20 protein-coding genes are annotated in these 22,337 nt (G+C 72.4%); 11 read left to right on the top strand and 9 right to left on the bottom strand.

The genetic code is table 11. From position 1 onward, the window contains the following. Window positions 1–110 precede the first annotated feature (110 nt). Genes ACTWJ9_RS00205 through ACTWJ9_RS00195 form a run of 3 tightly spaced genes read right to left on the bottom strand, consistent with a single transcriptional unit; the run spans window position 111 to window position 3,648 of the window. Window positions 111–461, bottom strand: coding sequence for a UBP-type zinc finger domain-containing protein (locus ACTWJ9_RS00205; RefSeq protein ID WP_384203324.1), 351 nt, complete (start codon window positions 459–461; stop codon window positions 111–113). After that, on the bottom strand, window positions 458–1,975 hold the full coding sequence (locus ACTWJ9_RS00200; RefSeq protein ID WP_443295009.1) for an ATP-binding protein: 1,518 nt from the start codon (window positions 1,973–1,975) through the stop codon (window positions 458–460). Before ACTWJ9_RS00200 ends, ACTWJ9_RS00205 begins: the two co-directional genes overlap by 4 nt. Continuing rightward, window positions 1,972–3,648: an FAD-dependent oxidoreductase gene (locus ACTWJ9_RS00195; protein WP_279331945.1), complete on the bottom strand. Its 1,677-nt coding sequence runs from the start codon at window positions 3,646–3,648 to the stop codon at window positions 1,972–1,974. Before ACTWJ9_RS00195 ends, ACTWJ9_RS00200 begins: the two co-directional genes overlap by 4 nt. Window positions 3,649–4,472: 824 nt before the next feature. Here ACTWJ9_RS00195 and ACTWJ9_RS00190 point away from each other — a divergent pair. From ACTWJ9_RS00190 to ACTWJ9_RS00165, 6 genes are all read left to right on the top strand, one after another. Beyond that, the gene (locus ACTWJ9_RS00190) at window positions 4,473–5,750 is read left to right on the top strand and encodes a GAF domain-containing protein (protein ID WP_443295008.1); all 1,278 of its coding nucleotides are present in this window, start codon (window positions 4,473–4,475) and stop codon (window positions 5,748–5,750) included. A 102-nt stretch (window positions 5,751–5,852) separates the two neighbouring features. Continuing rightward, window positions 5,853–7,376: an acetaldehyde dehydrogenase ExaC gene (gene exaC / locus ACTWJ9_RS00185; protein ID WP_279331943.1), complete on the top strand. Its 1,524-nt coding sequence runs from the start codon at window positions 5,853–5,855 to the stop codon at window positions 7,374–7,376. Window positions 7,377–7,723: 347 nt separating this feature from the next. Further along, window positions 7,724–8,566 carry a phosphotransferase gene (locus ACTWJ9_RS00180; RefSeq protein WP_279331942.1) on the top strand — a complete coding sequence of 281 codons (843 nt, stop codon included), beginning with the start codon at window positions 7,724–7,726 and terminating at the stop codon, window positions 8,564–8,566. A gap of 346 nt (window positions 8,567–8,912) precedes the next feature. Beyond that, window positions 8,913–9,197 (top strand): hypothetical protein, encoded by a 285-nt coding sequence (locus ACTWJ9_RS00175; protein ID WP_279331941.1) that lies wholly within the window; start codon window positions 8,913–8,915, stop codon window positions 9,195–9,197. A 702-nt stretch (window positions 9,198–9,899) separates the two neighbouring features. Beyond that, a complete protein-coding gene (locus ACTWJ9_RS00170) occupies window positions 9,900–11,234 on the top strand; it encodes a S8 family peptidase (protein WP_279331940.1) in 1,335 nt (444 codons plus the stop codon). Continuing rightward, a complete protein-coding gene (locus ACTWJ9_RS00165) occupies window positions 11,231–11,479 on the top strand; it encodes a hypothetical protein (RefSeq protein WP_279331939.1) in 249 nt (82 codons plus the stop codon). The genes ACTWJ9_RS00170 and ACTWJ9_RS00165 overlap by 4 nt, the downstream gene beginning before the upstream one ends. 58 nt (window positions 11,480–11,537) lie before the next feature. Here the strand turns inward: ACTWJ9_RS00165 and ACTWJ9_RS00160 are convergent, their stop codons facing one another. The 5 genes from ACTWJ9_RS00160 to ACTWJ9_RS00140 form a co-directional block, all read right to left on the bottom strand. Continuing rightward, on the bottom strand, window positions 11,538–13,283 hold the full coding sequence (locus ACTWJ9_RS00160; protein ID WP_279331938.1) for a VanW family protein: 1,746 nt from the start codon (window positions 13,281–13,283) through the stop codon (window positions 11,538–11,540). A 292-nt stretch (window positions 13,284–13,575) separates the two neighbouring features. Next, complete coding sequence (locus tag ACTWJ9_RS00155; RefSeq protein WP_443295006.1) at window positions 13,576–15,225, bottom strand: hypothetical protein; 1,650 nt, start codon at window positions 15,223–15,225, stop codon at window positions 13,576–13,578. A 229-nt stretch (window positions 15,226–15,454) separates the two neighbouring features. Continuing rightward, on the bottom strand, window positions 15,455–16,147 hold the full coding sequence (locus tag ACTWJ9_RS00150; protein WP_387041437.1) for a DUF305 domain-containing protein: 693 nt from the start codon (window positions 16,145–16,147) through the stop codon (window positions 15,455–15,457). Then, complete coding sequence (locus tag ACTWJ9_RS00145; protein WP_279331932.1) at window positions 16,144–16,800, bottom strand: DUF3105 domain-containing protein; 657 nt, start codon at window positions 16,798–16,800, stop codon at window positions 16,144–16,146. Before ACTWJ9_RS00145 ends, ACTWJ9_RS00150 begins: the two co-directional genes overlap by 4 nt. Before the next feature lie 106 nt (window positions 16,801–16,906). Further along, window positions 16,907–17,350 (bottom strand): hypothetical protein, encoded by a 444-nt coding sequence (locus ACTWJ9_RS00140; protein ID WP_279331931.1) that lies wholly within the window; start codon window positions 17,348–17,350, stop codon window positions 16,907–16,909. A gap of 291 nt (window positions 17,351–17,641) precedes the next feature. On the opposite strand from ACTWJ9_RS00140, the gene ACTWJ9_RS00135 reads away from it, so the two are divergent. The 3 genes from ACTWJ9_RS00135 (at window position 17,642) to ACTWJ9_RS00125 (ending at window position 20,044) form a co-directional block, all read left to right on the top strand. Continuing rightward, window positions 17,642–19,009 (top strand): rhodanese-like domain-containing protein, encoded by a 1,368-nt coding sequence (locus ACTWJ9_RS00135; protein WP_387041440.1) that lies wholly within the window; start codon window positions 17,642–17,644, stop codon window positions 19,007–19,009. Window positions 19,010–19,100: 91 nt separating this feature from the next. Then, entirely contained in the window at window positions 19,101–19,298 is a 198-nt protein-coding gene (locus ACTWJ9_RS00130) for a hypothetical protein (RefSeq protein ID WP_387041443.1), read from the top strand. Then, on the top strand, window positions 19,295–20,044 hold the full coding sequence (locus tag ACTWJ9_RS00125) for a sulfite exporter TauE/SafE family protein (RefSeq protein ID WP_387041446.1): 750 nt from the start codon (window positions 19,295–19,297) through the stop codon (window positions 20,042–20,044). The genes ACTWJ9_RS00130 and ACTWJ9_RS00125 overlap by 4 nt, the downstream gene beginning before the upstream one ends. A gap of 50 nt (window positions 20,045–20,094) precedes the next feature. On the opposite strand, the gene ACTWJ9_RS00120 is transcribed toward ACTWJ9_RS00125, so the two are convergent. Beyond that, window positions 20,095–20,382, bottom strand: coding sequence for a metal-sensitive transcriptional regulator (locus ACTWJ9_RS00120; protein ID WP_279331926.1), 288 nt, complete (start codon window positions 20,380–20,382; stop codon window positions 20,095–20,097). An 84-nt stretch (window positions 20,383–20,466) separates the two neighbouring features. Here ACTWJ9_RS00120 and ACTWJ9_RS00115 point away from each other — a divergent pair, with 84 nt between their 5' ends. Together ACTWJ9_RS00115 and ACTWJ9_RS00110 are read left to right on the top strand one after the other, a co-directional pair. Then, window positions 20,467–21,057 carry a rhodanese-like domain-containing protein gene (locus tag ACTWJ9_RS00115; RefSeq protein WP_279331925.1) on the top strand — a complete coding sequence of 197 codons (591 nt, stop codon included), beginning with the start codon at window positions 20,467–20,469 and terminating at the stop codon, window positions 21,055–21,057. Between the two features lie 184 nt (window positions 21,058–21,241). Next, window positions 21,242–22,312 (top strand): zinc-dependent alcohol dehydrogenase family protein, encoded by a 1,071-nt coding sequence (locus tag ACTWJ9_RS00110; RefSeq protein ID WP_279331924.1) that lies wholly within the window; start codon window positions 21,242–21,244, stop codon window positions 22,310–22,312. The last annotated feature ends 25 nt before the right edge of the window (window positions 22,313–22,337 follow it).

The following is a 22,337-nucleotide window of genomic DNA, read 5'->3' as shown; positions in this document are numbered from 1 at the left end:
AGAGCAGATCCACCGAATAACCGCCGGCCGGTGGGGCACCCCCGTGCGAACAGGTGACGTGTACATGCCAATGCATTGCGCATGCGCGACGGTGGGCGACTCGGGACGGCTCAGCGCAGCACATCCGCCCAGTTCGCGGGGACGCGGCCCACCGGGCCGGGCGCCGGCTGGTCCGCCGGGTGGCTCACCGGCGGTGCGAGTTCGGGGCCGGTCTCGTACAGCTCGTTCGTGTCGTAGTTCCAGAACCAGCCCTCGCCCGGCTCGTAGCTGCGGATCACCGGGTGCCCGGTGGCCCGGTGGTGGGCGGTGGCGTGCTTGCCGGCGGAGTCGTCGCAGCAGCCGATGTGGCCGCACTGCGCGCAGCGCCGCAGATGGAACCACCAGCCGCCCGCCGCGTCGCACTCGACGCAGCCGGTGCCGCTGGGTGGGACGCGGGGGTCGATTCCGGTGTCGCTGGTCATGCCTGCTCCTGGGATGTCGTACGGCCCTCGGACGTGAGCGGCGGCCCGTCGGACGAGGCGGAGGAGAGTGCCGTTCCGTCGGGTTCGACGGCGGTCAGGGGCAGCAGTACCCGGAAACGGGTGTCGCCGGGCACCGACTCCACGCCGATGCCGCCGTGGTGCTTGTCGACGACGATCCGCCGGGAGATGTCCAGCCCCAGACCGGTGCCCCGGCCGACCGGCTTGGTGGTGAAGAACGGGTCGAAGACGCGGTCGAGGATCTCCGGCGGCACGCCGGGCCCGGTGTCCCGGAACTCGACGAGAAGCCGGCCGTCGTGGAGCGCGGTGCGCACGGTCAGCGTGCCGTCGCCGCCCGCGCCGTCCATCGCGCAGAGCGCGTTGTCGATCAGGTTGGTCCACACCTGGTTCAGTTCCGCCGGGTAGGCGGGGATCCGCGGCAGCGTACGGTCGTACTCCTTGACGATCCTGATCCGCGGCCCGATCTTGCCGGACAGCATCAGCAGCGTGCTGTCGAGGAGTTCGTGCACGTCGGCGACCTGGTAGGGGGCGCGGTCCAGCTGGGAGTACTGCTTGGCGGCGTCCACCAGAGCGGAGACCCGGGTGGTGGAGTCCGCGATCTCGTCCATGAGCAGCTCGGTCTCCACCGTGTAGTTGAGCCAGCCCACGGCGCCCGGCAGGATCTCCTGCCCGACGGCCGCCGCGACCTGCTCCAGCCAGTCCACGTCGAGCCCGGCCTGTACGAAGGTCGGCGCGATCTGCGGGCCCTGCTCGACGCCGTGGTCCTCCAGCCAGTCGGTGAGGGTGTCCTCGCGGTCGGACGCCTCCAGCGGGGCGAGCGCCGGTGCCTTGGCGACCCGCTCGGCGGTACGTTGCTGGATGTCGATGAGATTCACCAACTGGTCTTTGGGGAAAGGGCTTTCGGCGATGAGGGCGAGCTTGTGCCGCATCCTGGCCACCCGCTCCCGCAGCGTCGCGGTGGCCCGGACGGCCGCCGCCGCCGGGTTGTTGAGTTCATGGGTGAGCCCGGCGGACAACGACCCGAGCGCCAGCAGCCGCTCCCGCTGCCCCACGGCCGCCTGGGTGCTCTTCGTCCCGAAGAACAGCCCCTCCAGCAGATGCACCGCCATCGGGAACCACTCGCGCATGATGTCCGCGAACGTCCCGGCGGGCAGCACGAAGAACCGCGTCGGCTCCGTGACACGCATCGAGTTGTTGTAGACCTGCCGCACCCGGTCCCCGAGGTACGCCTGCATGGCGCCCGAATAGACCCCGCGCTGCGAGGACCGGACGACCTCCACGTCGTCGCCGCCGACCCGGCGGGAGAGCACCACCGTGCCCTCCAGCAGCACGTAGAAGCAGGCGGCCGGCTCGCCCTCGGTGTAGACCGGACCGGGGTCGAACCGCTCCGTCCGCCCCTCGCGGCACAGCCGGCCCAGCTGCTCGTCCGACAGCTTCTCGAACAGGAACAGCGAGCCGATCTCCTTCGGGCTGCACGGCGTCGGCCGGCCGCTCACGACTGCTCCAGATACCGGTGGACGAGCATCACGGCCATGGCTCCCTCTCCTACGGCGGACGCGACCCGCTTGGCGGACTCCGCGCGCGCGTCACCCGCGACGAACACGCCGGGCACATTGGTCTCCAGGTGGTACGGCGGCCGGTCCAGCTCCCAGCCGGAGGGCGGACGCCCGTCGGGCGTGAGGTCGGGCCCGGCCAGGATGAACCCGCGCCCGTCCCTCAGCACCGTGCCGTCCAGCCAGTCGGTGAGCGGGGCCGCGCCGATGAACACGAACATCCACTGGGTGTCGACCAGCTCGCTCCGCCCGCTCGCCGTGTCGCGCAGGGTCAGCTTCTCCAGGTGGCCGGAGCCGTGCGCGGCCTCCACCACGGTGCCCGTGCGCACCGAGACGTTGGGGGTCTCCTCGATCTGCTGGACCAGGTAGTACGACATCGACGCCGACAGGGAGGGGCCCCGCACCAGCAGGGTCACCGACTTGGCGTCCCGTGCCAGGTACATCGCCGTCTGCCCCGCCGAGTTGGCGCCGCCCACGATGTAGACGTCCTGGCCCCGGCAGGACGGTGCCTCGGTCAGAGCCGAACCGTAGAACACCCCGCAGCCGGTCAGGTCCCGCGCGCCGGCCGCGGGCAGCTGCCGGTAGGACACCCCGGTCGCCAGGATCACGCTGTGCGCGGCGACCGCCGAGCCGTCCGAGAACCGTACGGTCCGGGCCGCGCCGCCCACCTCCAGGCCCGTCACCTCGCGCGCGGTGAGGATCTCGGCGCCGAACCTCGCCGCCTGCCGGCGGGCCCGGTCGGTCAGCTGGGCGCCGGAGACGCCGTCCGGGAAGCCCAGGTAGTTCTCGATCCGGGAACTCTGCCCGGCCTGTCCGCCGGTCGCCGAGCGCTCCACGAGCACCGTCCGCAGCCCCTCCGAGGCCCCGTACACGGCGGCGCCGAGCCCGGCCGGGCCGCCGCCCACCACGACGAGGTCGTAGAAGTCGGCCGCCGGTGTCGTCGCCAGCCCCACGTGGGCCGCGAGCTGCGGTGCCTCCGGCTCCAGCAGGGGCGTGCCGTCCGGGGTGACCACCAGCGGCAGCCGCTGCCCGTCCTGCCCGGCGGCGGCCAGCAGCCGCCTGCCCTCGGGCTCGTCGGAGGAGTACCAGCGGTAGGGCACCTGGTTGCGGGCCAGGAACTCCCGCACCCGGGACGACCGCGCCGACCAGCGGTGCCCGACCACCTTGGTGCTGGGCACCGGCCGGTAGTCACTGCGTCGCCAGGCCTGCAGCAGGTCGTCCAGGACCGGATAGAGCTTCTCCTCGGGCGGGTCCCAGGGCTTGAGGAGGTAGTGGTCCAGGTCGACGACGTTGATCGCGTCGATCGCCGCGCCGGTGTCCGCGTACGCGGTCAGCAGGACCCGCCGCGCGCCCGGGTACACGTCCAGGGCCTGTTCGAGGAACTCGATGCCGTTCATCCGCGGCATGCGGTAGTCGGCCAGGATGACGGCGACGAGGTCGCCGCGCAGTTTCAGCTCGCGCAGCGCGTCCAGCGCGGACTCGCCGGACTCCGCGCGCACGATCCGGTACGAGGCGCCGTAGCGCCGCCGTAGGTCCCGGGCGACGGCGCGGGAGACCCCCGGGTCGTCGTCCACGGTCATGAGGACGGTTCGTGTCGGCTCCGCGGCCTGTGCCATGGGTCTGTCACCCCGCCTGGTCGGACAGGCGGCCCGGTGCGCCCTTGCGGCACCGCGCCGGCTCCCGCCCATCGTATGTTCGATCGTCCCGGTTTGTCCGGGCGTGCGGAGGGCTGTCGTTCCGGCCGCCCGCTTCCGTGGTCACCCGGTGGGGAAGGCCGGACCGAGAACGGCTCGCCCCGCAGGGCGGCAGACGGCATGACGCGGCCGATCACGGCAGGGGTGGACGGACCGGAGGAGAGCCTCGCCGCGCCGACGCGGGCGGGACGGGAGGCCGCGCCGCGGGCCGCCGCTGTGCCTGGCGCACGCCCGGCGCTTCGAGGCGCACGACGCCTTCGACGCGGGCGACCGGGACACCCGGCGGCAGTGGGCGCGCGACGGCCTCGCGACGGCCGCCCGGACCGCCACCGGACGCCACCCCGGTCTGACGGTGACCACCGACGTGGTGGAGGACGGCGTCGTGCCGGCTTCCTGAGCGACCGGCGCGCGGTGGCAGTCCATGCCGGCCTCGCGCTGATGTGGCCGGTCCCCGACCGAAGGCTCGAGCGGACCATGGCCCACAGCGGGAAGGCGCGCCCTTCACGCGCCGACTCGAGCCCGATCCACGGAACTTGAGCATGGCTCGCCGCAACCGCGCCCCCGGGCGGCTCGGATGCCGTCGGCCCGTCAAGGGGTGTCACCGGTTGCGGCCGTCCGTCCAACGAACGCGTGTACGGGAAAACCGGTCGACGGCGGCAGGAGGCCGCCGCCCCCGTCGAAACGGTTGTCGCCGCGCACACCCCGGGCGACGATGTCCCCAGCGCATCGCCCTGCGGGAGGCCACGTTGACCGATCCCTGGGTAGCCCTGGAACCGGGGGCCGACCCTGCCGAGCGCGTACGTGTGCTGCACCGGGCGCACGAGACCTTCACCGAGGCCGGCGCGGTGCCGCCCCCGGTGCGCGGTGTGGTCGCCGACTCGTGGCGGCGCTCGGCACGCGCCGGCGTCCACCCGGACGGCACCGCCGACGTCGAACTGACGGACGGTGACCTCGGGACCTGCCGCGCCGAGCACCCGCTGGCTCATGTGATGCCGCTGTTCCGGGAGTTGATGGGCACGTTCGCCTCCGACGGCCGGCATCTGCTGGCGGTGTGCGACGCGCACGGCAGACTGCTGTGGGTCGAGGGGCACACGTCGACGCTGCGCCAGGCGGGGCGGATGAACTTCGTGCCCGGCGCGCGGTGGGCGGAAAGCGCGGTCGGGACGAACGCGCCGGGCACGGCGGTCGCCGTGGACCGTCCGGTCCAGGTGTTCGCGGCCGAGCACTTCGTGCGGCGCGTGCAGCCGTGGACGTGCGCGGCGGCCCCCGTGCACGACCCGCACACGGGGCGGCTGCTCGGTGCCGTGGACATCACCGGCGGGGACGGTCTCGCGCACCCGCACAGCCTGGGCTTCGTACAGGCCGTGGCACGCGCGGCGGAATCCCAGCTGGCGCTGCTCGCCCCGAGGCGCCCGGACGAAGGCGGGCCCGCACTGGTGACACTGGGCCGCGACCAGGCCGTGCTGACGGCAGGTGGCCGCAGTATCCGGCTCAGCCGCCGGCACAGCGAGATCCTCGTCCTGCTGGCCCGGCGCCCCGACGGCCTGACCGGCGACGAACTGCTGTGCGCCCTGTACGAGGACGAGTCGGTGACACCGGTGACGCTGCGCGCGGAGCTCGCCCGGCTGCGTCAGGTGCTCGGCCCGGGACTGCTCGGCTCGCGCCCCTACCGGCTCACGGCACCCCTGGAGTCGGACATCGCCGCCGTCGAACGTCGGCTGGCGGCCGGCGCGGTCACCACCGCCCTGGCCACCTATGCGGGCCCCCTGCTGCCCGCCTCCCAGGCACCGGCGGTCGTACGGCTCAGGCGCCGCCTCGCCGACGGACTGCGCGCGGCACTGATCGCCCGCTCGGACGCCGACCTGCTGGCCGACTGGGCCCACGCGCCGTGGGGCGAAGAGGACCTGGACGTGTGGCGGGCACTGGTCACGGCCCGGCCGACGGCATCGAACCTGGCCCGTCTGGCCTCACTCGAATCGGAGTTGGCGGCCCTGGACGGCTGGGTCCGCTGCGAGGACCGGTAGCGCCGCTGCCCGTCCGCAACGTGGATGCAACGTCCGCGTCCTTACGCTCCGGCGCAGAGCTGCCCGACGGCGGGCGGCCCTGCTGAAGGAGGCCAGTTCCGCATGACTCGTTACGCGGCGCCCGGAAGCGAGGGCGCGATCGTCTCCTACCAGCCCCGCTACGACCACTTCATCGGAGGGGAGTACGTACCCCCGGTCAGGGGGCAGTACTTCGAGAACCCGAGTCCGGTGAACGGGCAGCCGTTCACCGAGGTGGCGCGCGGTACGGCGGAGGACGTCGAGGCGGCACTCGACGCGGCCCACGCGGCCGCGCCCGGCTGGGGGCGCAGGCCGGCGGCCGAACGGTCCGACATCCTGCTGAAGATCGCCGACCGCATGGAGGCCGGCCTGGAGTCACTCGCGGTCGCGGAGAGCTGGGAGAACGGCAAGCCCGTACGGGAGACCCTGGCGGCCGACATCCCGCTGGCCATCGACCACTTCCGCTACTTCGCCGGCGCCGTGCGCGCCCAGGAGGGCTCGCTCAGCGAGGTCGACGACGACACGGTCGCCTATCACTTCCACGAGCCGCTGGGCGTCGTCGCCCAGATCATCCCGTGGAACTTCCCCATCCTGATGGCGACATGGAAGCTCGCACCCGCCCTCGCCGCGGGCAACGCGGTCGTCCTCAAGCCCGCCGAACAGACTCCGGTCTCCATCCACTACTGGCTGAGCCTTGTCTCCGACCTGCTGCCGCCGGGGGTACTGAACATCGTCAACGGCTTCGGCCCGGAAGCCGGAAAGCCGCTCGCCTCCAGTCCGCGGGTGGCGAAGATCGCCTTCACCGGCGAGACGTCCACCGGACGGCTGATCATGCAGTACGCGGCCGAGAACCTGAAGCCGGTCACGCTGGAACTGGGCGGCAAGTCACCGAACATCTTCTTCGACGACGTGTGGGAGAAGGACGACGAGCTGCGCGACAAGGCCCTCGAAGGGTTCACGATGTTCGCGCTGAACCAGGGAGAGGTGTGCACCTGCCCCTCCCGCGGGCTGATCCAGCGCGGCAACTACCCCGACTTCCTGGCCGCGGCCGTCGCCCGCACCGAACTGATCAGGCCCGGACACCCGCTCGACACCGACACGATGATCGGCGCACAGGCGTCCGGCGAGCAGCTGGCCAAGATCCTCTCCTACATCGACATCGGCCGACAGGAGGGCGCCAAGGTCCTCACGGGCGGTGAACGCGCCGAGTACGACGGTGACTTGAAGGGCGGCTACTACGTGCAGCCGACCATCTTCGAGGGCGACAACCGGATGCGTGTCTTCCAGGAGGAGATCTTCGGCCCCGTCGTCTCGGTGGCCTCGTTCGACGACTTCGACGACGCGATCAAGATCGCCAACGACACCTCGTACGGTCTCGGCGCGGGCGTGTGGACCCGCGACATCAACACGGCCTACCGCGCCGGCCGCGCCATCCAGGCGGGCCGCGTCTGGACGAACTGCTACCACGCCTACCCCGCGCACGCGGCGTTCGGCGGCTACAAGCAGTCCGGGATCGGCCGGGAGACGCACAAGATGATGCTGGACCACTACCAGCAGACGAAGAACCTCCTCGTGTCGTACTCGCCGAAGAAGCTCGGCTTCTTCTAGCCGCGGCGGAAGGGCGCCTGAACTCGGTCGGAAGCCCGGCAGGCGCCCTTCTCGACGGGGCGGGGAATCACCGGCAGGGGCTGAGCCCGGTCTCGGTGCCGGCCCTGGCCCCCGCAAAGCCTGGTGATGGCCGATGGCGTGCTCCACTACTCTCGACCTGAGCCCTCCACGGGCCCCGAAGCGGGGGAGGACGGTGTGACTCCGCTCCCCCTCCTGAAGGACAGGGGGCTTCCAACCCAAAGGTTGCGGTCCAGCCCGAACCGGTCCCTTGCGGGACACCAGAAACGTACATCAGGGATTCGATTCCCCCACCAGCTGAAGCCGGTGGTTTCCTCGAAAGAGGTCCGATGGAGCCATGGGAACTCCGTCGTGCGGTCGAGGCAGGACGGGCGACCGCTTCGGAGGCAGGTCTCCAGGCCGACGACGTGGTCGTCATCAGCAACTCGGACCGCGTCGTGCTGCGTCTGGTCCCATGCGGTGTTCTGGCTCGGGTCGCGCCTCTGGGGCATCTGGCTGCTTCCGAGTTCGAAGTGGAGGTCGCCCGCCGTCTCGCCGACGTCGACGCTCCGGTGGCTGAGCTCGAGCCCCGGGTCGATCCCCGAGTCTTCGTGCGTGATGCCTTCGCCATCTCGCTCTGGACCTCCTACGAACCTGTGGGAACAGAGATCGCGCCGGCCGACTACGCAGACGCGCTCATGCGGCACCATGCCGCCCTGCGCCGGATCGACCTGGCCGCACCGCATTTCACCGAACGAGTCGCCGGCGCGCTGAGAGAGGTGAGCGACCGGGAGCAGTCCCCCGAGCTGCCCGGTCCCGACCGGGAACTCCTCAGCGCCACACTCGGTGGACTCGGCACCGCGATCAGCGTCGAGAGGGACGGCGACCAGCTGCTGCACGGCGAGCCGCATCCGGGAAACCTCCTCGACACGAGGAGAGGGCCGCTTTTCGTGGACCTCGCCACGTGCTGTCGCGGGCCGGTCGAGTTCGACCTCGCCCATGCGCCCGAAGAAGTGGGAAAGCACTATGCCGGAGCCGACCAGGGCCTGATGCACCGGTGCCGCGCCCTGGGCTGGGCGATGTTCTCGGCCTGGCGCTGGCGCCGGGACGACCGGATGCCCGACCGGGACCGCTGGAGAGCGGAGGGGCTCGACCAGGTTCGTGCTGCACTCGATCGCTGCGGACCGGGCTGAACCCGAGGCAGCGGGACTGCCGGGACTGCCGGGTCCACGGACGAGTGGGGCCGGATGGCCGGCGGGCCCACGAGGGCAAGACCGGTCCCGCCCGGCTCAGATCATGGCGGCCTGTTCGGCCTCGGCCCGGGACTGGGCGAGGCGGGCGGATGCCGTGCGGACACGGCGAGTGCACCACTGCGGGGGAACCCGGGTGCAGGGCGGTGTGTCCGGGCCGGAAGCCGCCGTTCGGATCGCCCGAGGAGTCCCTTCAGGTGACGGCCGGACACCTCATGGGCCAGGCAGCCGCCGCAGGGGTACGACGTCTCGGAAGAGGACGAACCAGAACCCCGCGAGGAGCTTGGTGATGTACGCAGCGGTCCGGCGGTACGAAGGGGTGACCGACCCGGCAGAGGCGGGACGCCTCGTGAACGAGGGCTTCGTGCCGCTCATGCGCCAGGTCTCCGGCTTCGTGGCCTACTACTGGGTCGACGCCGGGGACGGAGTGATGGTCTCGACCAGTGTCTTCCTGGACCGGGCCGGTGCCGAGGAATCGATCTCGAGGGCGGCGGACTTCGTGCGGGACAACCTCGCCTCCCTGCTCCCGAACCCTCCCCAGGTCACGGCCGGAGAGGTGCTGGCTTCCGCGTAGCAGCGTGCGGACCGGTCTCCCGGGCTCCCCGTGGCTGCGAGTGAGGAGCGGACGCGACCTAACACCGGGAAGCCATGGCCCGAGCCCACTCACGAAGCCCCACCCCCGCCGCCGACCCTGCGGTACGGCTGTTTGGCCCCGGCGCGGAGGGATCGGCGCGACAGCCCTCGTCGACCACGTCGTGCTCCGCCTCAGCCGCTTCCGGGACGCGCTTCCCGGCGGACCGGCGGCCACCCTCGAGCGTGCCACCGACGGCCGGCTGCCGCCCGCGGTCGCCCGCCGCACTCGGCCGGGCTCGTCGTACAGGGCCATCCCTCCAATGGGCGTATGGGGCACGAAAACCGAATCACCGCCTTCGGGTGTTCTCACGGCCGTGTGGACCACTGGCCGCCGTGGTGCCCCCACCACCTGATGACCTCGCTTCCAGCGGCGGCTTCACCCTGCTGCCAGGTCAACAGGCAAGCCACTGCCGCAGGTTGGAAAGGGCTCACGGCCGACGGTGCTGTGTTGCGGTCCTCCGTGCCCGGTGCGACGGTGCTCGAAGGGGAATGCCGAGAGCCTGACAAGGGACAGCCCTGCAGGTGACGGCATCACGCGTCGATACACGGCTGAACCGTGCCCCGCCGACCTCGGCACCCGGCACTCCGTGCATCGGCGCGCGTCCACGAACCGGGGGGAAACACACAGAAAGCAGGAAACCCAATGGCGAACGGCCCCATGGACAGGCACGCCTTCGGCGAGCAGCCCAACCGGCCCAACGGCTCCGTCATGGGCCAGGGCTCGGAGTACACCGGCCGGTACGTGGTTCTGCTCGACCCGAGCGACCAGGAGAGCGGAATCAACGCACTGCGTGCCTCCGCCGACATAGCGTCCGTCGAGCGCGTTCGAGGCGCCGAGGCCGGGAACGTGGCCGAACTCCTCGAGCGCCCCGACGTCTCGGTGCTCTTCGAGGATCTCGCCGCAGCCGTCGTCGAGGTGCGGCCCGAGCAGCGCCACGCGCTGGTGACCACGGCCGAGGCGGAGCCCTCGATCATCGCGGCGGAACCGGAGCGCATGGTCTACGCGTTGCCGATCACCGCCCCGCAGCAGGCGCCCACCGAGTTCTTCCCGGCCTTCCGCAGCGACGAGGACGTGGTCGCCCGCCACACCAGGACCGAGATCGCCGCCGCCCAGGGCCCGGCCTCGGACGAGCAGAGCTTCACCTGGGGCCTGCAGGCGATCCGGGCCAACCTGACCAACCTGACCGGACGCGGTGTGAAGATCGCCGTCCTGGACACCGGAGTGGACACCGACCACCCGGACTTCGCCGGCCGCATCGAGGCGACGGAATCCTTCGTGCCCGGCGAGACCGTCGAGGACGGCCACGGCCACGGCACGCACTGCATCGGCACCGCCGCCGGTCCGGCCAACCCCCGGCAGGGCCCCCGCTACGGCGTGGCCCCCGAGGCCCAGATCCTCGCGGGAAAGGTGCTCAGCAACGCGGGCAGCGGCAGTGACGGCCAGATCCTGGCGGGCATGGCCTGGGCCGTCTCCCGCGGCGCGCGGGTGATCTCCATGTCGCTCGGCGCACGGGTCCGACCGGGTGAGCTCTTCCCGCAGACCTACGAGATCCTGGCCCAGCGCGCGCTGGAGCGCGGGACGGTGATCGTCGCCGCCGCGGGCAACGACAGCCGCCGGCCCCAGGACATCCAGCCCGTCGGCCGGCCCGCCAACTGCCCCTCCATCCTCGCGGTGGCCGCGCTCGACAAGGCGATCGAGCCGTCGTTCTTCTCCAACGCCGGCATCAACGGCCAGGGCGGCGAGATCAACATCGCCGCGCCCGGCAGGGACGTGCACTCGGCCGCCCCCGGCGGCGGGTACCAGCAGATGAGCGGCACCAGCATGGCCACGCCGCACGTGGCGGGTGCCATCGCCCTGCTCGCCCAGGCGACCCCCAACGCTTCCGCGGCCGAACTCATGGCCGGCCTGAAGTCCGGCGCGTTCCCGCTGACACAGCCCCTCAGGGACGTCGGCGCGGGTCTGCTCCAGGCCCCGTGAGCGAGTCGTCCCGATCCGCGCCGGTCGGGGTCGTCCTCGCGGTCGACCCCGACCGGTTCGCGGAAGTCGTCGAGGCCCTGCGGCGGGCCGGGCTGACGGTCACGGGCGAGCAGCCGGTCCTCGGCACGCTCTCCGGCACCGTCGCGGCGGACCGGATCCCGGCCCTGGAGGCGGTGGACGGCGTCGAGTCCGTCGACCGGGAGCGCACCGTCCGGCTTCCCCCGCCCGATTCCCCGCTCCAGTGACGTTCTCGGAGCGTCCACCGAGCGGGGTCACGCCGGACGGGTCGACGGAGGTGTCTCCTCAGGGCCGGCGCTCGCCCGGCGCCTCCGCGCAGGTGACCTCGTCACGCGGGGTGTAGTGCGTGTGGAACGGCTCCCGCCGCACTTCCCGGCCGTTGTCGCGGAAGATCCGCTGCACGGTGACGTCGAAGCCCTCGAGCGGGGTCTGCGGCACGCACTTCTCGACGGTGCTCACCTTCTTCGCCGGCTGCCGCACGTTGGTGCGCGGCCCCTTGACCGACGTGATCTCGTCGTACTTCTTCGTGCCGAGGAAGCTGACGGTCACCGAGGTGTCGGTGGACTCGGCCTGGATGTAGACGGCCTTGCCGGAGTCGTTGGCGAACCTCAGATCGAGGCTGCCCCAGGCGACCGTCGCCTCCCGGCCCTCGGGATAGCGCTCGATGTAGAAGGAGTGGGCGCCGTACTCGACGGGCTTGACCCCGGCGAAGAACATCGCGTTGAAGACGGTCGTGGCCACGGCGGAGACCCCGCCGCCGGCCGCTTCGACGTACTGGCCGTCGAGGATCATGATGCCGTCGACGAAGCCGTTGGCCCGGGTGCGCTCGCCGACGGTCCGGTTGAAGCTCCAGGTCTCGTCCGGCATGACGACGGAGCCGTCGATGAGTTCCGCGGCCCGGCCGATGTTCGTCGTGCGGTAGGCGGCCGGCTCGAAGGTGACGGTGAAGGAGGACATCTTCTCCGTCAGTCCCAGGCGTGCCGCGCTCTCGCGGGTGATCTCCGGCTGGATCTGCTCTGTGGCCACCTCGCCGGTGCGGCCGTCGCCCGACTCGGTGAGCAGGGGCAGGACGGCCTTGCCCAGGGCCTTGTCGGTTACCTGCACGGCGGGTCGGGCCTCGGAGGTCACCACGACCTTCTCGCCCTGGAGCCCCAGCCGGGCGTTCTGGGGTGTGGTGGGAAGGCCGTTCAGGGCGCCGGCCACCGCGGGGGCGGCGCGCAGGCCCTCGCTGTCGAGCTCCGGTGTGAGCCTGCCGGTGTCGTCCGGCCGCATCGTCAGGTGCTCGCCCAGCACGGCCGGGGTGATCGTGAACCGCTTGTCGCCCGCGGTGAGCGTGACCGGTGCCGACATCGCCGGCTGCGCGAACGCGCGCACCGCCCGCCGTACCTCCTCCGCGGTGACCTTCGGCCTGGTCTCGCGTGCGGGCAGCACCGTGACCGAGTCCGCCGCGCCGCGCAGGAAGGGGGCACGCAGGGCACCGGTCGCGGCGTCCACGTCCAGCGCGTACCCGGTGCGCGGGGTGATCTGCTCGACACGGCCCTCGTCGAAGGAGACGGCACCGTCGCGGGCCTGCTGGTCGAGCGTTTTCGCCAGCTTCCCGAGGGTGGCACGGGCTTTGTCCTCGTCGATCCGCACGACCGGCTCGATGTCACCACCGCCCGAGCGGAACAGCCCGCCGATCACGCTGACCGGATCGGCGCCGGTGGACGCCGCCCGGTCGACGGTCTCCCGGATGCCGAAGGCGATCCCCGCCTGCCGCGGATCGACCGTGCCCTTGCGGTCGCCGACCTGCACCGCCAGGTGCCGCGAGCCGTCCGCCGCCAGGTGCCGCTCCAGCTTCCGGGTGGCTTCCTCGCGGGTCAGACCCCCGATGTCCAGGCCGCGCACCGTGGTACCCGCCTCGATCTCACCGCCGGTGAGCAGCAGCCCGGCGAGATACAGGCCGCCGATGCCGACGGCCAGCGCGCCGCCCGCCAGGGCGACGGGCGGGAGCGGGGCTTTGCGGGGGGAAGGGGGTATTCGGGGGTGCATGGGTCTCCTGGGCGATCGATGTGGCGTACATCCAATGTTGCGGCGTTGTGCGTGCAAACAGTCGGTCAAGCTACGAACAACCGGACACCAAAGGGTATATCCCGGGTCGCGTCGGGTGTCCCCGGCCGGTTGCCCGGGTTTCGGCGTCGGCGACCTCGGATGTGCGCAGGGCGACGGCGCGGGGGCACCCGATAAGGGAAGGTTCACACAAGGGAAGGACCGCGCAAGGGAAGGTCCGTCAGGAACCGCGGAGCCCGAGCCCGCGCGATCGGGCCGTGGCGCGCCTGGGGCGTCACAGCAGTCCGCCCAGCGGCAGGACCCGCTCGGTGAGCTGTCCGCGCAGCCGTCCTCCGGTGGTGTCGGCTTCGGCGAGCCAGTCGGCGGCGATCAGCAGTTCGACGTGCCCGGTGATCTCCTCGGGCGGCAGGGCGCAGAACGCGGCGGCCCTGTCCAGATGCAGTCCGCCGTCCTCGGCATGCCCGAGGCGGCCGTCGGGGCGGGTGTGGGCGGCGCTGTACAGGGCGAGGAGCCGGGTGGCGGCGCCCAGTTTCTTCTTGCGGACCTTCCGGTCGCCCACGGCTTTCTGGGCCCAACCGGAGATCTTCGAGCGGGTGGTCTTGCCGAAGACGAACGGGCGGGGCTGTTCGGGCAGCAGTGTGGGGACGGTGACCGCGGTGGGGTTCTCGGGCCGGGAGGCCAGGACCTCGGCGACGGTACCGGGCAGGCGCAGCCAGTCGGCGGCGACCAACTGTTCCAGCACTCGCTCGGCATCGCCCTGCAACCAGGCGGTGAGGTCCTGTCCGGTGATGTTCCCGGTGCCGGCGCGCGCGGCCCGCAGGGTGAGCAGAAGCACCGCGAGGTGCACCTCGGCCTCGGGGTGCGGGGCGTGGTCTTGGACATGGCCCAGCACGGTACGGGCGTGCACCGCCTGTTGCCGGGTCAGCAGCCGTTCCACCACCGGGCCGTCGGTGGGCCCGCCGCCCCGGTTCCCGTGCATCTCGAGGGTGGTCTGCGCCGCCTTGCGGGCCCGGTGCGCCTCATGGCGCAGGGTTCCGTCGCCGGTGACATCGGCCCACAGGGCGAACGCACGGGCCTTGCGCTCGTGGAGTTCGGCAAGGACGACGAGGTCGGGCTCGGGGCACTGCTGATAGGCGCGGAACGCGTCCCCGAGCTCGATGAGTTCCACACGCAGTACGTCGGGCTGAAGGTCGTGCGGCACGGTCCGCTGCGCGATCTTCCCCCACCGCTTCACCGGCCGGGGCACTTCCCTCGGTGAGGCGGTGCGGGCACCGGGCGCCGCGGCGGATCCGGCGGCCGGGGGAGAAGCGTCGGCGGGAGCGGGAACGGGAGCAGGAGCAGGAGGGGGCAGGGGGGAGGGGGCGTGGTCGGAGAAGACCGCTGCCACATTTCCGCCGGCCGGTTCCCGGCCCGTCTCCGGCTTTCCCGCCTCGTCCCGTCCTGCTTCGGCCGGGGCCAGGGCGGGGCGAGGCGACGGGGCGGTGTCCAGGACCCGGCAGTCGGGAATGGCGGCCGCGCAGCGCGCGCACGTTTCCGCGATGCGCCACAGCCGTCCGGCGCGGTTCGCGTGCACCATCAGGACCACCGGGCCCCCGCACCGCGCCGTCCCCTCCGGTGGTCGCGCCCCGTCACGCCTGCCGGTGAGGACGTCGGAGGTGTGCCACGCGCAGTCGGCGGCGCGACAACCGCACCATGCCCCGCCGCGCGGCCCGCCGTCCGCCCGGATGCGGGCCAGATGCATGTTGACGTGTTCGACCGCGGCCTTGCGCCCCGCGGGAGTGCTGGAAAAGTGCTGGTCGGCACAGGCGGGTCGGGAGCAGGAGAGCCGGACCGTGCCGGCGGAGGGGCGGCCGTGGGGGTCCAGGCGCACCGCCCACACCCTCCCCGTGACGTGCTCCTGCTGCGTACCGGCTTCCACCGTCATGTGCGTACTCCCCGTGTCGCCTGATCCGTTGCCCGGGCGGTCCCCATCATCGGGGAAACGGGCCGACGGGTCGCTGCGAAACGGAAATTTCACCCGGGAGTGCCCTGGTGACGGCGTGGGTGACGCTGGGGCACACCGCGTCGCCGCGCCGGACTTTGGTGCGGGAGCCGTCGCTGCGTGTCCGGTCGGGTGCCGCTGGGCGGCACCCGACCGGACGACCGGAGCGGAATCACTTCCGGGGCGTGGCTCCGCGCTCCTTCAGCAAGGCGGTCATCAGCTCCACCTCCGACTGCTGGCCCTCGACCATGCTCTGCGCCAGCTTCTGCTCGGTGTCCACCTCGCACTGCGAGACACAGGCGCGGGCCATGTCGACGCCGCTGATGTGATGGTCGATCATGAGCTGGAGGTAGAGGATCTCCGCCTGATCGTCCTCGAGCTCACCGAGCCGGCCGAGTTCCGCGGCCGTGGCCATGCCCGGCATCAGGGACCCGCCCTTCGACCCGTGGTCCTCGTGGCCACCGTGCATCCACGTCATGTACCCGTCGGGCGAGATCTTCGGGAGCTCCCACAGATCGAGCCAGCCGAGCATCATGCCGCGCTGGTTGGCCTGAGTCTGCGCGATGTCGTACGCGAGACGCCGGATGTCCTCGTCGGCCGTACGGTCACGGACGATGTACGACATCTCCACCGCCTGCTGGTGGTGGACGGCCATGTCGCGAGCGAACCCCGCATCGGCGGAGTCCGCGGCCGGAACACCGACCGTCTGCTCGTTCTCCCCGCTCACCACGACCAGGACCGACAGGGCCACGACTACGGCGACGAGGGCCGCCGCGCCCACGGTCAGCCAGCGGGCGAGACCGGGCCGCGGGCCGTGTCCCTCTTCCGGAGCCGTGGCTCGTTCCGTCACGACCGTCCCGGTCATGACGCCATCAGGCCGCCCGAGCAGGCGGCACCCGGCTCAGGGGTCTGGGGCCCTTGGACGTACTTGGTGAAGAACTGGTCGATCCGCGGGTCCGATGCCTTGTCCACGGTGAGCTGGCGCCCCCAGGCCGACAGCGTGATCGCCCCGGACTGGTCCGTGACCGGGCTCATCAGGCTGTACGGGGTCCTGGAGACCTTGTCCCCGAGGGTCTCGATGTCGGCGTCGGCGGCCTTGTCGTTGTAGGTGACCCAGACCGCGCCGTGCTCGAGGGAGTGGACGGCGTTCTCGTTCGGTATCGCCTCGGTGTAGACGGTGCCCTCGCAGGTCATCCACGCCTGGCTGTGGTCACCGCCGACCGGTGGGCTCATCGCGTACTTCACGGTGCCCTGGACGTGGTTGCGGGTGAGCTCCTTCGCCTCCCAGGTCTTCTCGCCCCGTACGGGCTTCTTCGCCTCGGCCGCCTGCTGCTCGCTCTTCTCGTTGGCGCTGTCGAGGGCGTACCCGCCCCACCCGACCAGCCCCGCGACGATGACCGTGCTGAGCGTGATGGTGATGACGCGGCGACGACGCTCCCGCGCCTTCTCGACGCGACGCAACTCTTCGACGCGGGCCTTGCGGGCAGCCGCGGCTTCCTTCTTGCTGGTCTTGCTCATGGCTGAATGAGTCCTTCTCCCGCCGTTCGGCGGTGGGTGCGGGGGTGATGGACGGATGCCGCTCGGCACCTGCGCGAACGTGAGCGCGGGGCGCGGCAGGGCACCGTCAGGTCCGTTGCACCTGGAGGACGTGGAGGTCGGGAGCACCGTGCTCCGGCGGAGGCTGCGCGAGGACCGCGGGGTACCGCTCGGGACACGGGAAGCCCGGCACGCGGGTCAGGGCCAGGGGCGGAGTCTGCGCGGGCGCGCCGCGCACGGCCGGTACGTCGTGGGCGACAGGGGAACAGCAGGGATCGCCGGGGGAGCAGTCGCCCTGCCGGACGAGGGGCATGACGGGGTGCTCGGCCGGGGACCCCGCCGCCACCGCCCTGCTCGCGGACAGGGCGGTCGGGGTGGTGGCGCCGCCCTCGGCGCCACTGTGCCCCGCGTACCCCAGGCACATCACCAGGGCGGCGAGCAGGACGGCGAGGGCAGGGCAGAGGACCGCGGTGCGGACAGTCCGCCGCGGGCTGTGTCCTCTGACTTGCGCCGGCCGCGCACAGCTCCTCATCACGAGTGATGTTAAGCGGTCCCCGCGGGGGCCTGGAGGCCGGTCCTGGACCGCCGGTGATCATGCCCGCCCGTGCGGACCGGCCGGACCGGAGCGGACGGGGGCGCGGGACGCCTCGTGGTGCGCACGGTCGGCGTCGCGGCCGCTCCCGAGGTGTGCGGGCCGTGTGCGAGGTACTCGCGAGGCGTGTGCGCAGAGTTCCCACCCGCCTCGAAAATACCCCCCAGGGTACCTGTGTTACTGTCGATGACATACCCCCGGGGGTAGTCTTTCACTGAAAGGGAGTGCCTCGTGTTCTTCATCGACACGATCGAGGTGAAAGGGCTCGGCAACCGCGGTCATCTGGCGGGAGGCGAGCGGACGGCGGTGGTGGTCGACCCGCCGCGCGACATCGACCGGGTGATCGCGGCGGCCGTGCGGCGCGGAGTGCGGATCTCGCACGTCGTCGAGACGCACCTGCACAACGACTACGTCACCGGTGGCCAGGAGCTGGCCCGGATCACGGGCGCCGCCTATCTCGTGCCCGCCGGGGCCCGGGTCGCCTTCGCGCGGGTACCGGTGCACGACGGCGACCGCGCGGACATCGACGCCGCCGCCGGTCTGACCCTGCGCGCCCTGGCCACGCCCGGCCACACCCCGCACCACACCTCCTACGTGCTGGAGGAGAACGGCACGGCACGCGCGGTTTTCACCGGCGGTTCGCTGCTGATCGGTACCGTCGGGCGCCCGGACCTGGTGGAGCCGCGACTGACCGAGCACCTGGCCCGGGCGCAGCACGCCTCCGCGCGCCGGCTCGCCGCCGAGCTGCCCGAGGAGACGGCGGTGCTCCCCACGCACGGCTTCGGCAGCTTCTGCTCGTCCACCCAGGCCGAGGGCGACAGCACGACGATCGGCAAGGAGAAGGCGTCCAACGCGGCCCTCACCCGGGACGTGGACACCTTCGTCGCCGACCTGCTGGCCGGTCTGGACGACATCCCCGCCTACTACGCGCACATGGGGCCGGTCAACGCCACGGGCCCCGCGCCCGTCGACCTGACCCGGCCCGCCCTCGCCGGCGCCGAGGAGATCGCCGCCCGGCTGGCGGCGGGGGAGTGGGTGGTGGACCTGCGCAACCGCGTCGCCTTCGCCGACGGGCACGTCTCCGGCTCGTTCAACTTCGAGGCCGAAGGGCAGCTTGCCACCTATCTGGCCTGGCTGATCCCCTGGGGCAAGCCCGTCACCCTGCTCGCCGAGTCGTCCGAGCAGCTCGCCGCCGCCCAGCGCGAGCTGGCCCGCGTGGGCATCGACCGCCCGGCCGCCGCGGCCACCGGGGGACCGGCCGACTGGGTGCGCGAGGGCGAGGAGCCGGCCTCCTTCCCGCGGGCGACCTTCGCCGACCTCGCCGGCCGGCACCCCGCGGAGGGCCTCGTCGTCCTGGACGTCCGGCGTGATGCGGAGCGGGCGGGCGGACACGTCCGGGGCTCGGTGCACATTCCGATCCACACCCTGCACAGGCGCCTCGACGAGGTCCCCGAGGGTGAGGTGTGGGTGCACTGCGCGGGCGGTATGCGGGCCGCCGTCGCCGCCTCCCTGCTGGATGCCGCGGGGCGTGACGTCGTCGCCGTGGACGACCCCTTCGACGAGGCCGGGCGGGCCGGACTCACCGTCCGCGAGGGCTGACGGCAGCCGACGACCGCGACGGCACGGACGCCGCAGCGGGCCGAGCCGGCCCTTCACACCGGCTCGGAAGACACAGGAGCAGGAAATCGACATGAGCATCTTCCGGCGCGGCAGCAGCGGCCCGGACCGCGTGACCGTGCGGCAGGCGGAGCGCGCCCCCCGGGCCCACGCTCCCCGAGCCGTCCACCCGCCGCCGTCCGCGCCGTCCGCGCTGGCCACCCCGGCCGCCCGGGCCGCGGCGGGGCCGCCGGTGACGGATCCGCACGGCGCGAACGGTGCCCTCACATGAGCGGTCTCGTCCTCGCCCTGGCGGCCGGGGCCGTGATCGGCCTGGCACTCGGTGCGCTCGGCGGCGGCGGCAGCGTGCTGGCCGTCCCGGCCCTGATCTACCTGCTCGGCTTCACCCCGGTCGAGGCCACCACCGCGAGTCTGGTCATCGTCGCGTTCACCTCGGTCGCCGCATTGCCCGCGCACGCCCGTGACGGCCGGGTGCGGTGGCGGACGGGGCTGCTGTTCGCAGCGGCCGGGATCGGCCCGGCGATGCTGGGCGGTGCGCTCGCCGGACGCCTTCCGGAGGCGGCGCTGACGGCGGCGTTCGCCGTGGTGGTGGCAGCGGCCGCGCTGCGCATGCTGCGGGCCCGGCCGCCCGCGGACACCGTCCGGCCGGTCCGGCCGGGCCGCGCGGCGGCGGCCGGCGCCGGACTCGGCGCCGTCACCGGCGTGCTCGGTGTCGGGGGCGGCTTCCTGGCCGTACCGGCGCTGGTGGGCGTGCTCGGCCTGCGCATGCGTGAGGCGGTGGGCACCAGCCTGCTGGTCCTCACCGTCAACTCCCTGGCCGCGCTGGCGATGCGCGCCGGTACGCTCGACACGCTGGACTGGGCGGTCGTCGGACCCTTCGCCGGAGCGGCGGTCCTCGGCGCGTGGGACGGGAAGCGGCTGGCCGCGAAGGTCTCCGGAGGCACACTCCAGCGGATCTTCGCCGTGATGCTGTCGGCCGTGGCCGCCCTCATGCTGCTCGACGCGGTGATGACGTGACGCACCGCGGCCCGCACACGCGGCGAGCCCCGCGCCGAAGAGGCGGGCCCCTACGCCAGGGACAGGAACAGCTTCTCCAGCCGGGCGCGCATCTGCGCGGTGTCCTCCCCGTTCTTACGACCGGACTCCATGTCCACCACGCACTGCTGCAGGCCCGTCGCGATGATCGCGAAGCCGGCCCGGTCGAGCGCGCGGGAGGCCGCGGCGAGCTGCATGACGACCTCCTCGCAGTCGCGCCCCTCCTCGATCATCCGGATCACCCCGGAGATCTGGCCCTGCGCCCGGCGCAGCCGGTTCAGCACGGCCTTCAGATCCGCACCCTCAAGCTCCAGTTCCACGACCACTCCTCGAAAAAAAATACCCCTAGGGGTACTGTACGTCCCGATTCGGGACCACGTCGACCACCAAGGATCACACCTGACATGAACAGCCCCCTCACCCCGGTCACTCTCGGCACCGACCAGGCCCGGACCCGCCTCGACGAACTCACCGTCATCGACGTACGCACGCCCGCCGAGTACGCCTCCGGCCATCTGCCCGGCGCCCTGAACATCCCCCTGGACCACGTCCGGCGCGCCCTGCCCGAGATCCGGCACGCCGCCGAGCGGGGAGACGTGCTTCTCGTGTGCGCCTCCGGGGCCCGCTCCGGCAGCGCCTGCACCCTGCTGGCCGAACAGGGCGTCCCCGTCGCCACACTCGCCGGAGGCACCAACGCCTGGGCCGCCGAGGGCCACGACCTGCACCATCCCACCGTCTGCGCCACCACCCCGGCCGGCTGGAGCATGGAGCGCCAGGTCCGTTTGGCGGCCGGCACCCTGGTGCTCCTCGGCCTCGTGCTCGGCCTGCTCGTGCATCCGGCGTTCCAGCTCCTCTCGGCCGGTGTCGCGGGCGGCCTGGTCTTCTCCGCGCTCACCGACACCTGCGGTATGGCGGTCGTACTGGCCAAGCTGCCCCACAACCGCCCCCGCGCGGCCGACCTCGACGCCGCGCTCGCCGCCCTGCGCGGCCGCTGATCCCTGAGGGGTCCACCGGGCCGGCCGTCCCCCCGAGGGCCGACCGGCCCAAGCGGATGTCCCGGTCGTCGAACAGACTGGAGGTGCGGGACCCCGGCATCGCGCCGGTGCGCGGCGCGCACCTCGCTGACGGCGCGCCGCCGGGTTCCTCACCCCACCGGCGAGCAAGAGAGCGAGGGTCGTCATGAAGGGCTACGTCTTCCACGGTCCCGGGCAGGCTTCCTGGGAGGAGGTCCCGGACCCCGGTGTCAAGGAACCCACCGACGCGATCGTCCGGGTCGACGCCGTGACCGTCTGCGGAACGGACCTGCACATCCTCAAGGGCGACGTGCCCGAGGTGCGGCCCGGCACCGTGCTGGGGCACGAGGCGGTCGGTGAGATCGTCGAGGTGGGAAGCGACGTACGCACGGTGCGCCCCGGGGACCGGGTGCTGGTCTCCTGCATCAGCGCCTGCGGACGGTGCCGGTACTGCCGCGAGAGCATGTACAGCCAGTGCCGGGGCGGCGGGGGCTGGATCCTCGGGCACCTGATCGACGGAACCCAGGCGGAGTACGTCCGGGTGCCGTACGCCGACCTGTCCGTGCACCCGCTGCCCGGAGCCCTGGCCGGGCAGGACGCCGTGCTGCTGGCCGACATCTTCCCCACCGCCTACGAGGTGGGCGTGCTCAACGGAAGGGTGCGGCCCGGGGACACCGTCGTGGTCGTCGGAGCCGGCCCCATCGGGCTGGCGGCCATCGCCACCGCCCGGCTTTTCGCCCCCGAGCGGATCGTCGCGATCGACCTGGCCGCTTCCCGGCTCGAGGCCGCCAAGGGCCTCGGCGCCGACGCCGTGGCCGACGCGGGGGAAGCCCCCGAGCAGCTGATCGCCGACCTCACGGACGGACTCGGCGCGGACGTCGTCATCGAGGCGGTCGGTGTGCCGGAGACCTTCGACATGTGCACGCGCATGGTCCGGCCCGGCGGGCACGTGGCCAACGTCGGCGTGCACGGCAAGCCCGTGACCCTGCATCTGGAAGACCTGTGGATCAAGAACGTGACCATCACCACGGGCCTGGTCGACACCCGTTCCACACCGACGCTGCTGCGGATGGCGTCCGCCGGCAGGCTCCCGACCTCGCAACTGGTCACCCACACCTTCTCCCTGGACCAGATGGAGGAGGCCTACGAGGTCTTCGGCAACGCCGCCGAGACCGGCGCCCTCAAGGTCGTGCTGGGCGAGCCACGGCATGACGTCGTCGCCACGCGGACGACCTGACCGCCGGCGGGCCGACACCCGTCCG

Origin of the sequence: Streptomyces sp. GDS52 (assembly GCF_052246875.1) — a bacterium.
GTDB classification, from domain to species: Bacteria; Actinomycetota; Actinomycetes; order Streptomycetales; family Streptomycetaceae; genus Streptomyces; species Streptomyces cathayae.
Note: the sequence above shows the minus strand (reverse complement) of the source record. Positions and strands in the feature narration are given on the sequence as shown.

What these genes read in the sequence shown, in the direction of transcription:
- ACTWJ9_RS00150 (WP_387041437.1), bottom strand. Translation starts at nt 16,147, where the DNA reads ATGACCGGGACGGTCGTGACGGAACGAGCCACGGCTCCGGAAGAGGGA.
- ACTWJ9_RS00140 (WP_279331931.1), bottom strand. Translation starts at nt 17,350, where the DNA reads ATGAGGAGCTGTGCGCGGCCGGCGCAAGTCAGAGGACACAGCCCGCGG.
- ACTWJ9_RS00160 (WP_279331938.1), bottom strand. Translation starts at nt 13,283, where the DNA reads ATGCACCCCCGAATACCCCCTTCCCCCCGCAAAGCCCCGCTCCCGCCC.
- ACTWJ9_RS00180 (WP_279331942.1), top strand. Translation starts at nt 7,724, where the DNA reads ATGGAGCCATGGGAACTCCGTCGTGCGGTCGAGGCAGGACGGGCGACC.
- ACTWJ9_RS00110 (WP_279331924.1), top strand. Translation starts at nt 21,242, where the DNA reads ATGAAGGGCTACGTCTTCCACGGTCCCGGGCAGGCTTCCTGGGAGGAG.
- ACTWJ9_RS00195 (WP_279331945.1), bottom strand. Translation starts at nt 3,648, where the DNA reads ATGGCACAGGCCGCGGAGCCGACACGAACCGTCCTCATGACCGTGGAC.
- ACTWJ9_RS00175 (WP_279331941.1), top strand. Translation starts at nt 8,913, where the DNA reads ATGTACGCAGCGGTCCGGCGGTACGAAGGGGTGACCGACCCGGCAGAG.
- exaC (WP_279331943.1), top strand. Translation starts at nt 5,853, where the DNA reads ATGACTCGTTACGCGGCGCCCGGAAGCGAGGGCGCGATCGTCTCCTAC.
- ACTWJ9_RS00170 (WP_279331940.1), top strand. Translation starts at nt 9,900, where the DNA reads ATGGCGAACGGCCCCATGGACAGGCACGCCTTCGGCGAGCAGCCCAAC.
- ACTWJ9_RS00145 (WP_279331932.1), bottom strand. Translation starts at nt 16,800, where the DNA reads ATGAGCAAGACCAGCAAGAAGGAAGCCGCGGCTGCCCGCAAGGCCCGC.
- ACTWJ9_RS00155 (WP_443295006.1), bottom strand. Translation starts at nt 15,225, where the DNA reads ATGACGGTGGAAGCCGGTACGCAGCAGGAGCACGTCACGGGGAGGGTG.
- ACTWJ9_RS00205 (WP_384203324.1), bottom strand. Translation starts at nt 461, where the DNA reads ATGACCAGCGACACCGGAATCGACCCCCGCGTCCCACCCAGCGGCACC.
- ACTWJ9_RS00115 (WP_279331925.1), top strand. Translation starts at nt 20,467, where the DNA reads ATGAACAGCCCCCTCACCCCGGTCACTCTCGGCACCGACCAGGCCCGG.
- ACTWJ9_RS00130 (WP_387041443.1), top strand. Translation starts at nt 19,101, where the DNA reads ATGAGCATCTTCCGGCGCGGCAGCAGCGGCCCGGACCGCGTGACCGTG.
- ACTWJ9_RS00125 (WP_387041446.1), top strand. Translation starts at nt 19,295, where the DNA reads ATGAGCGGTCTCGTCCTCGCCCTGGCGGCCGGGGCCGTGATCGGCCTG.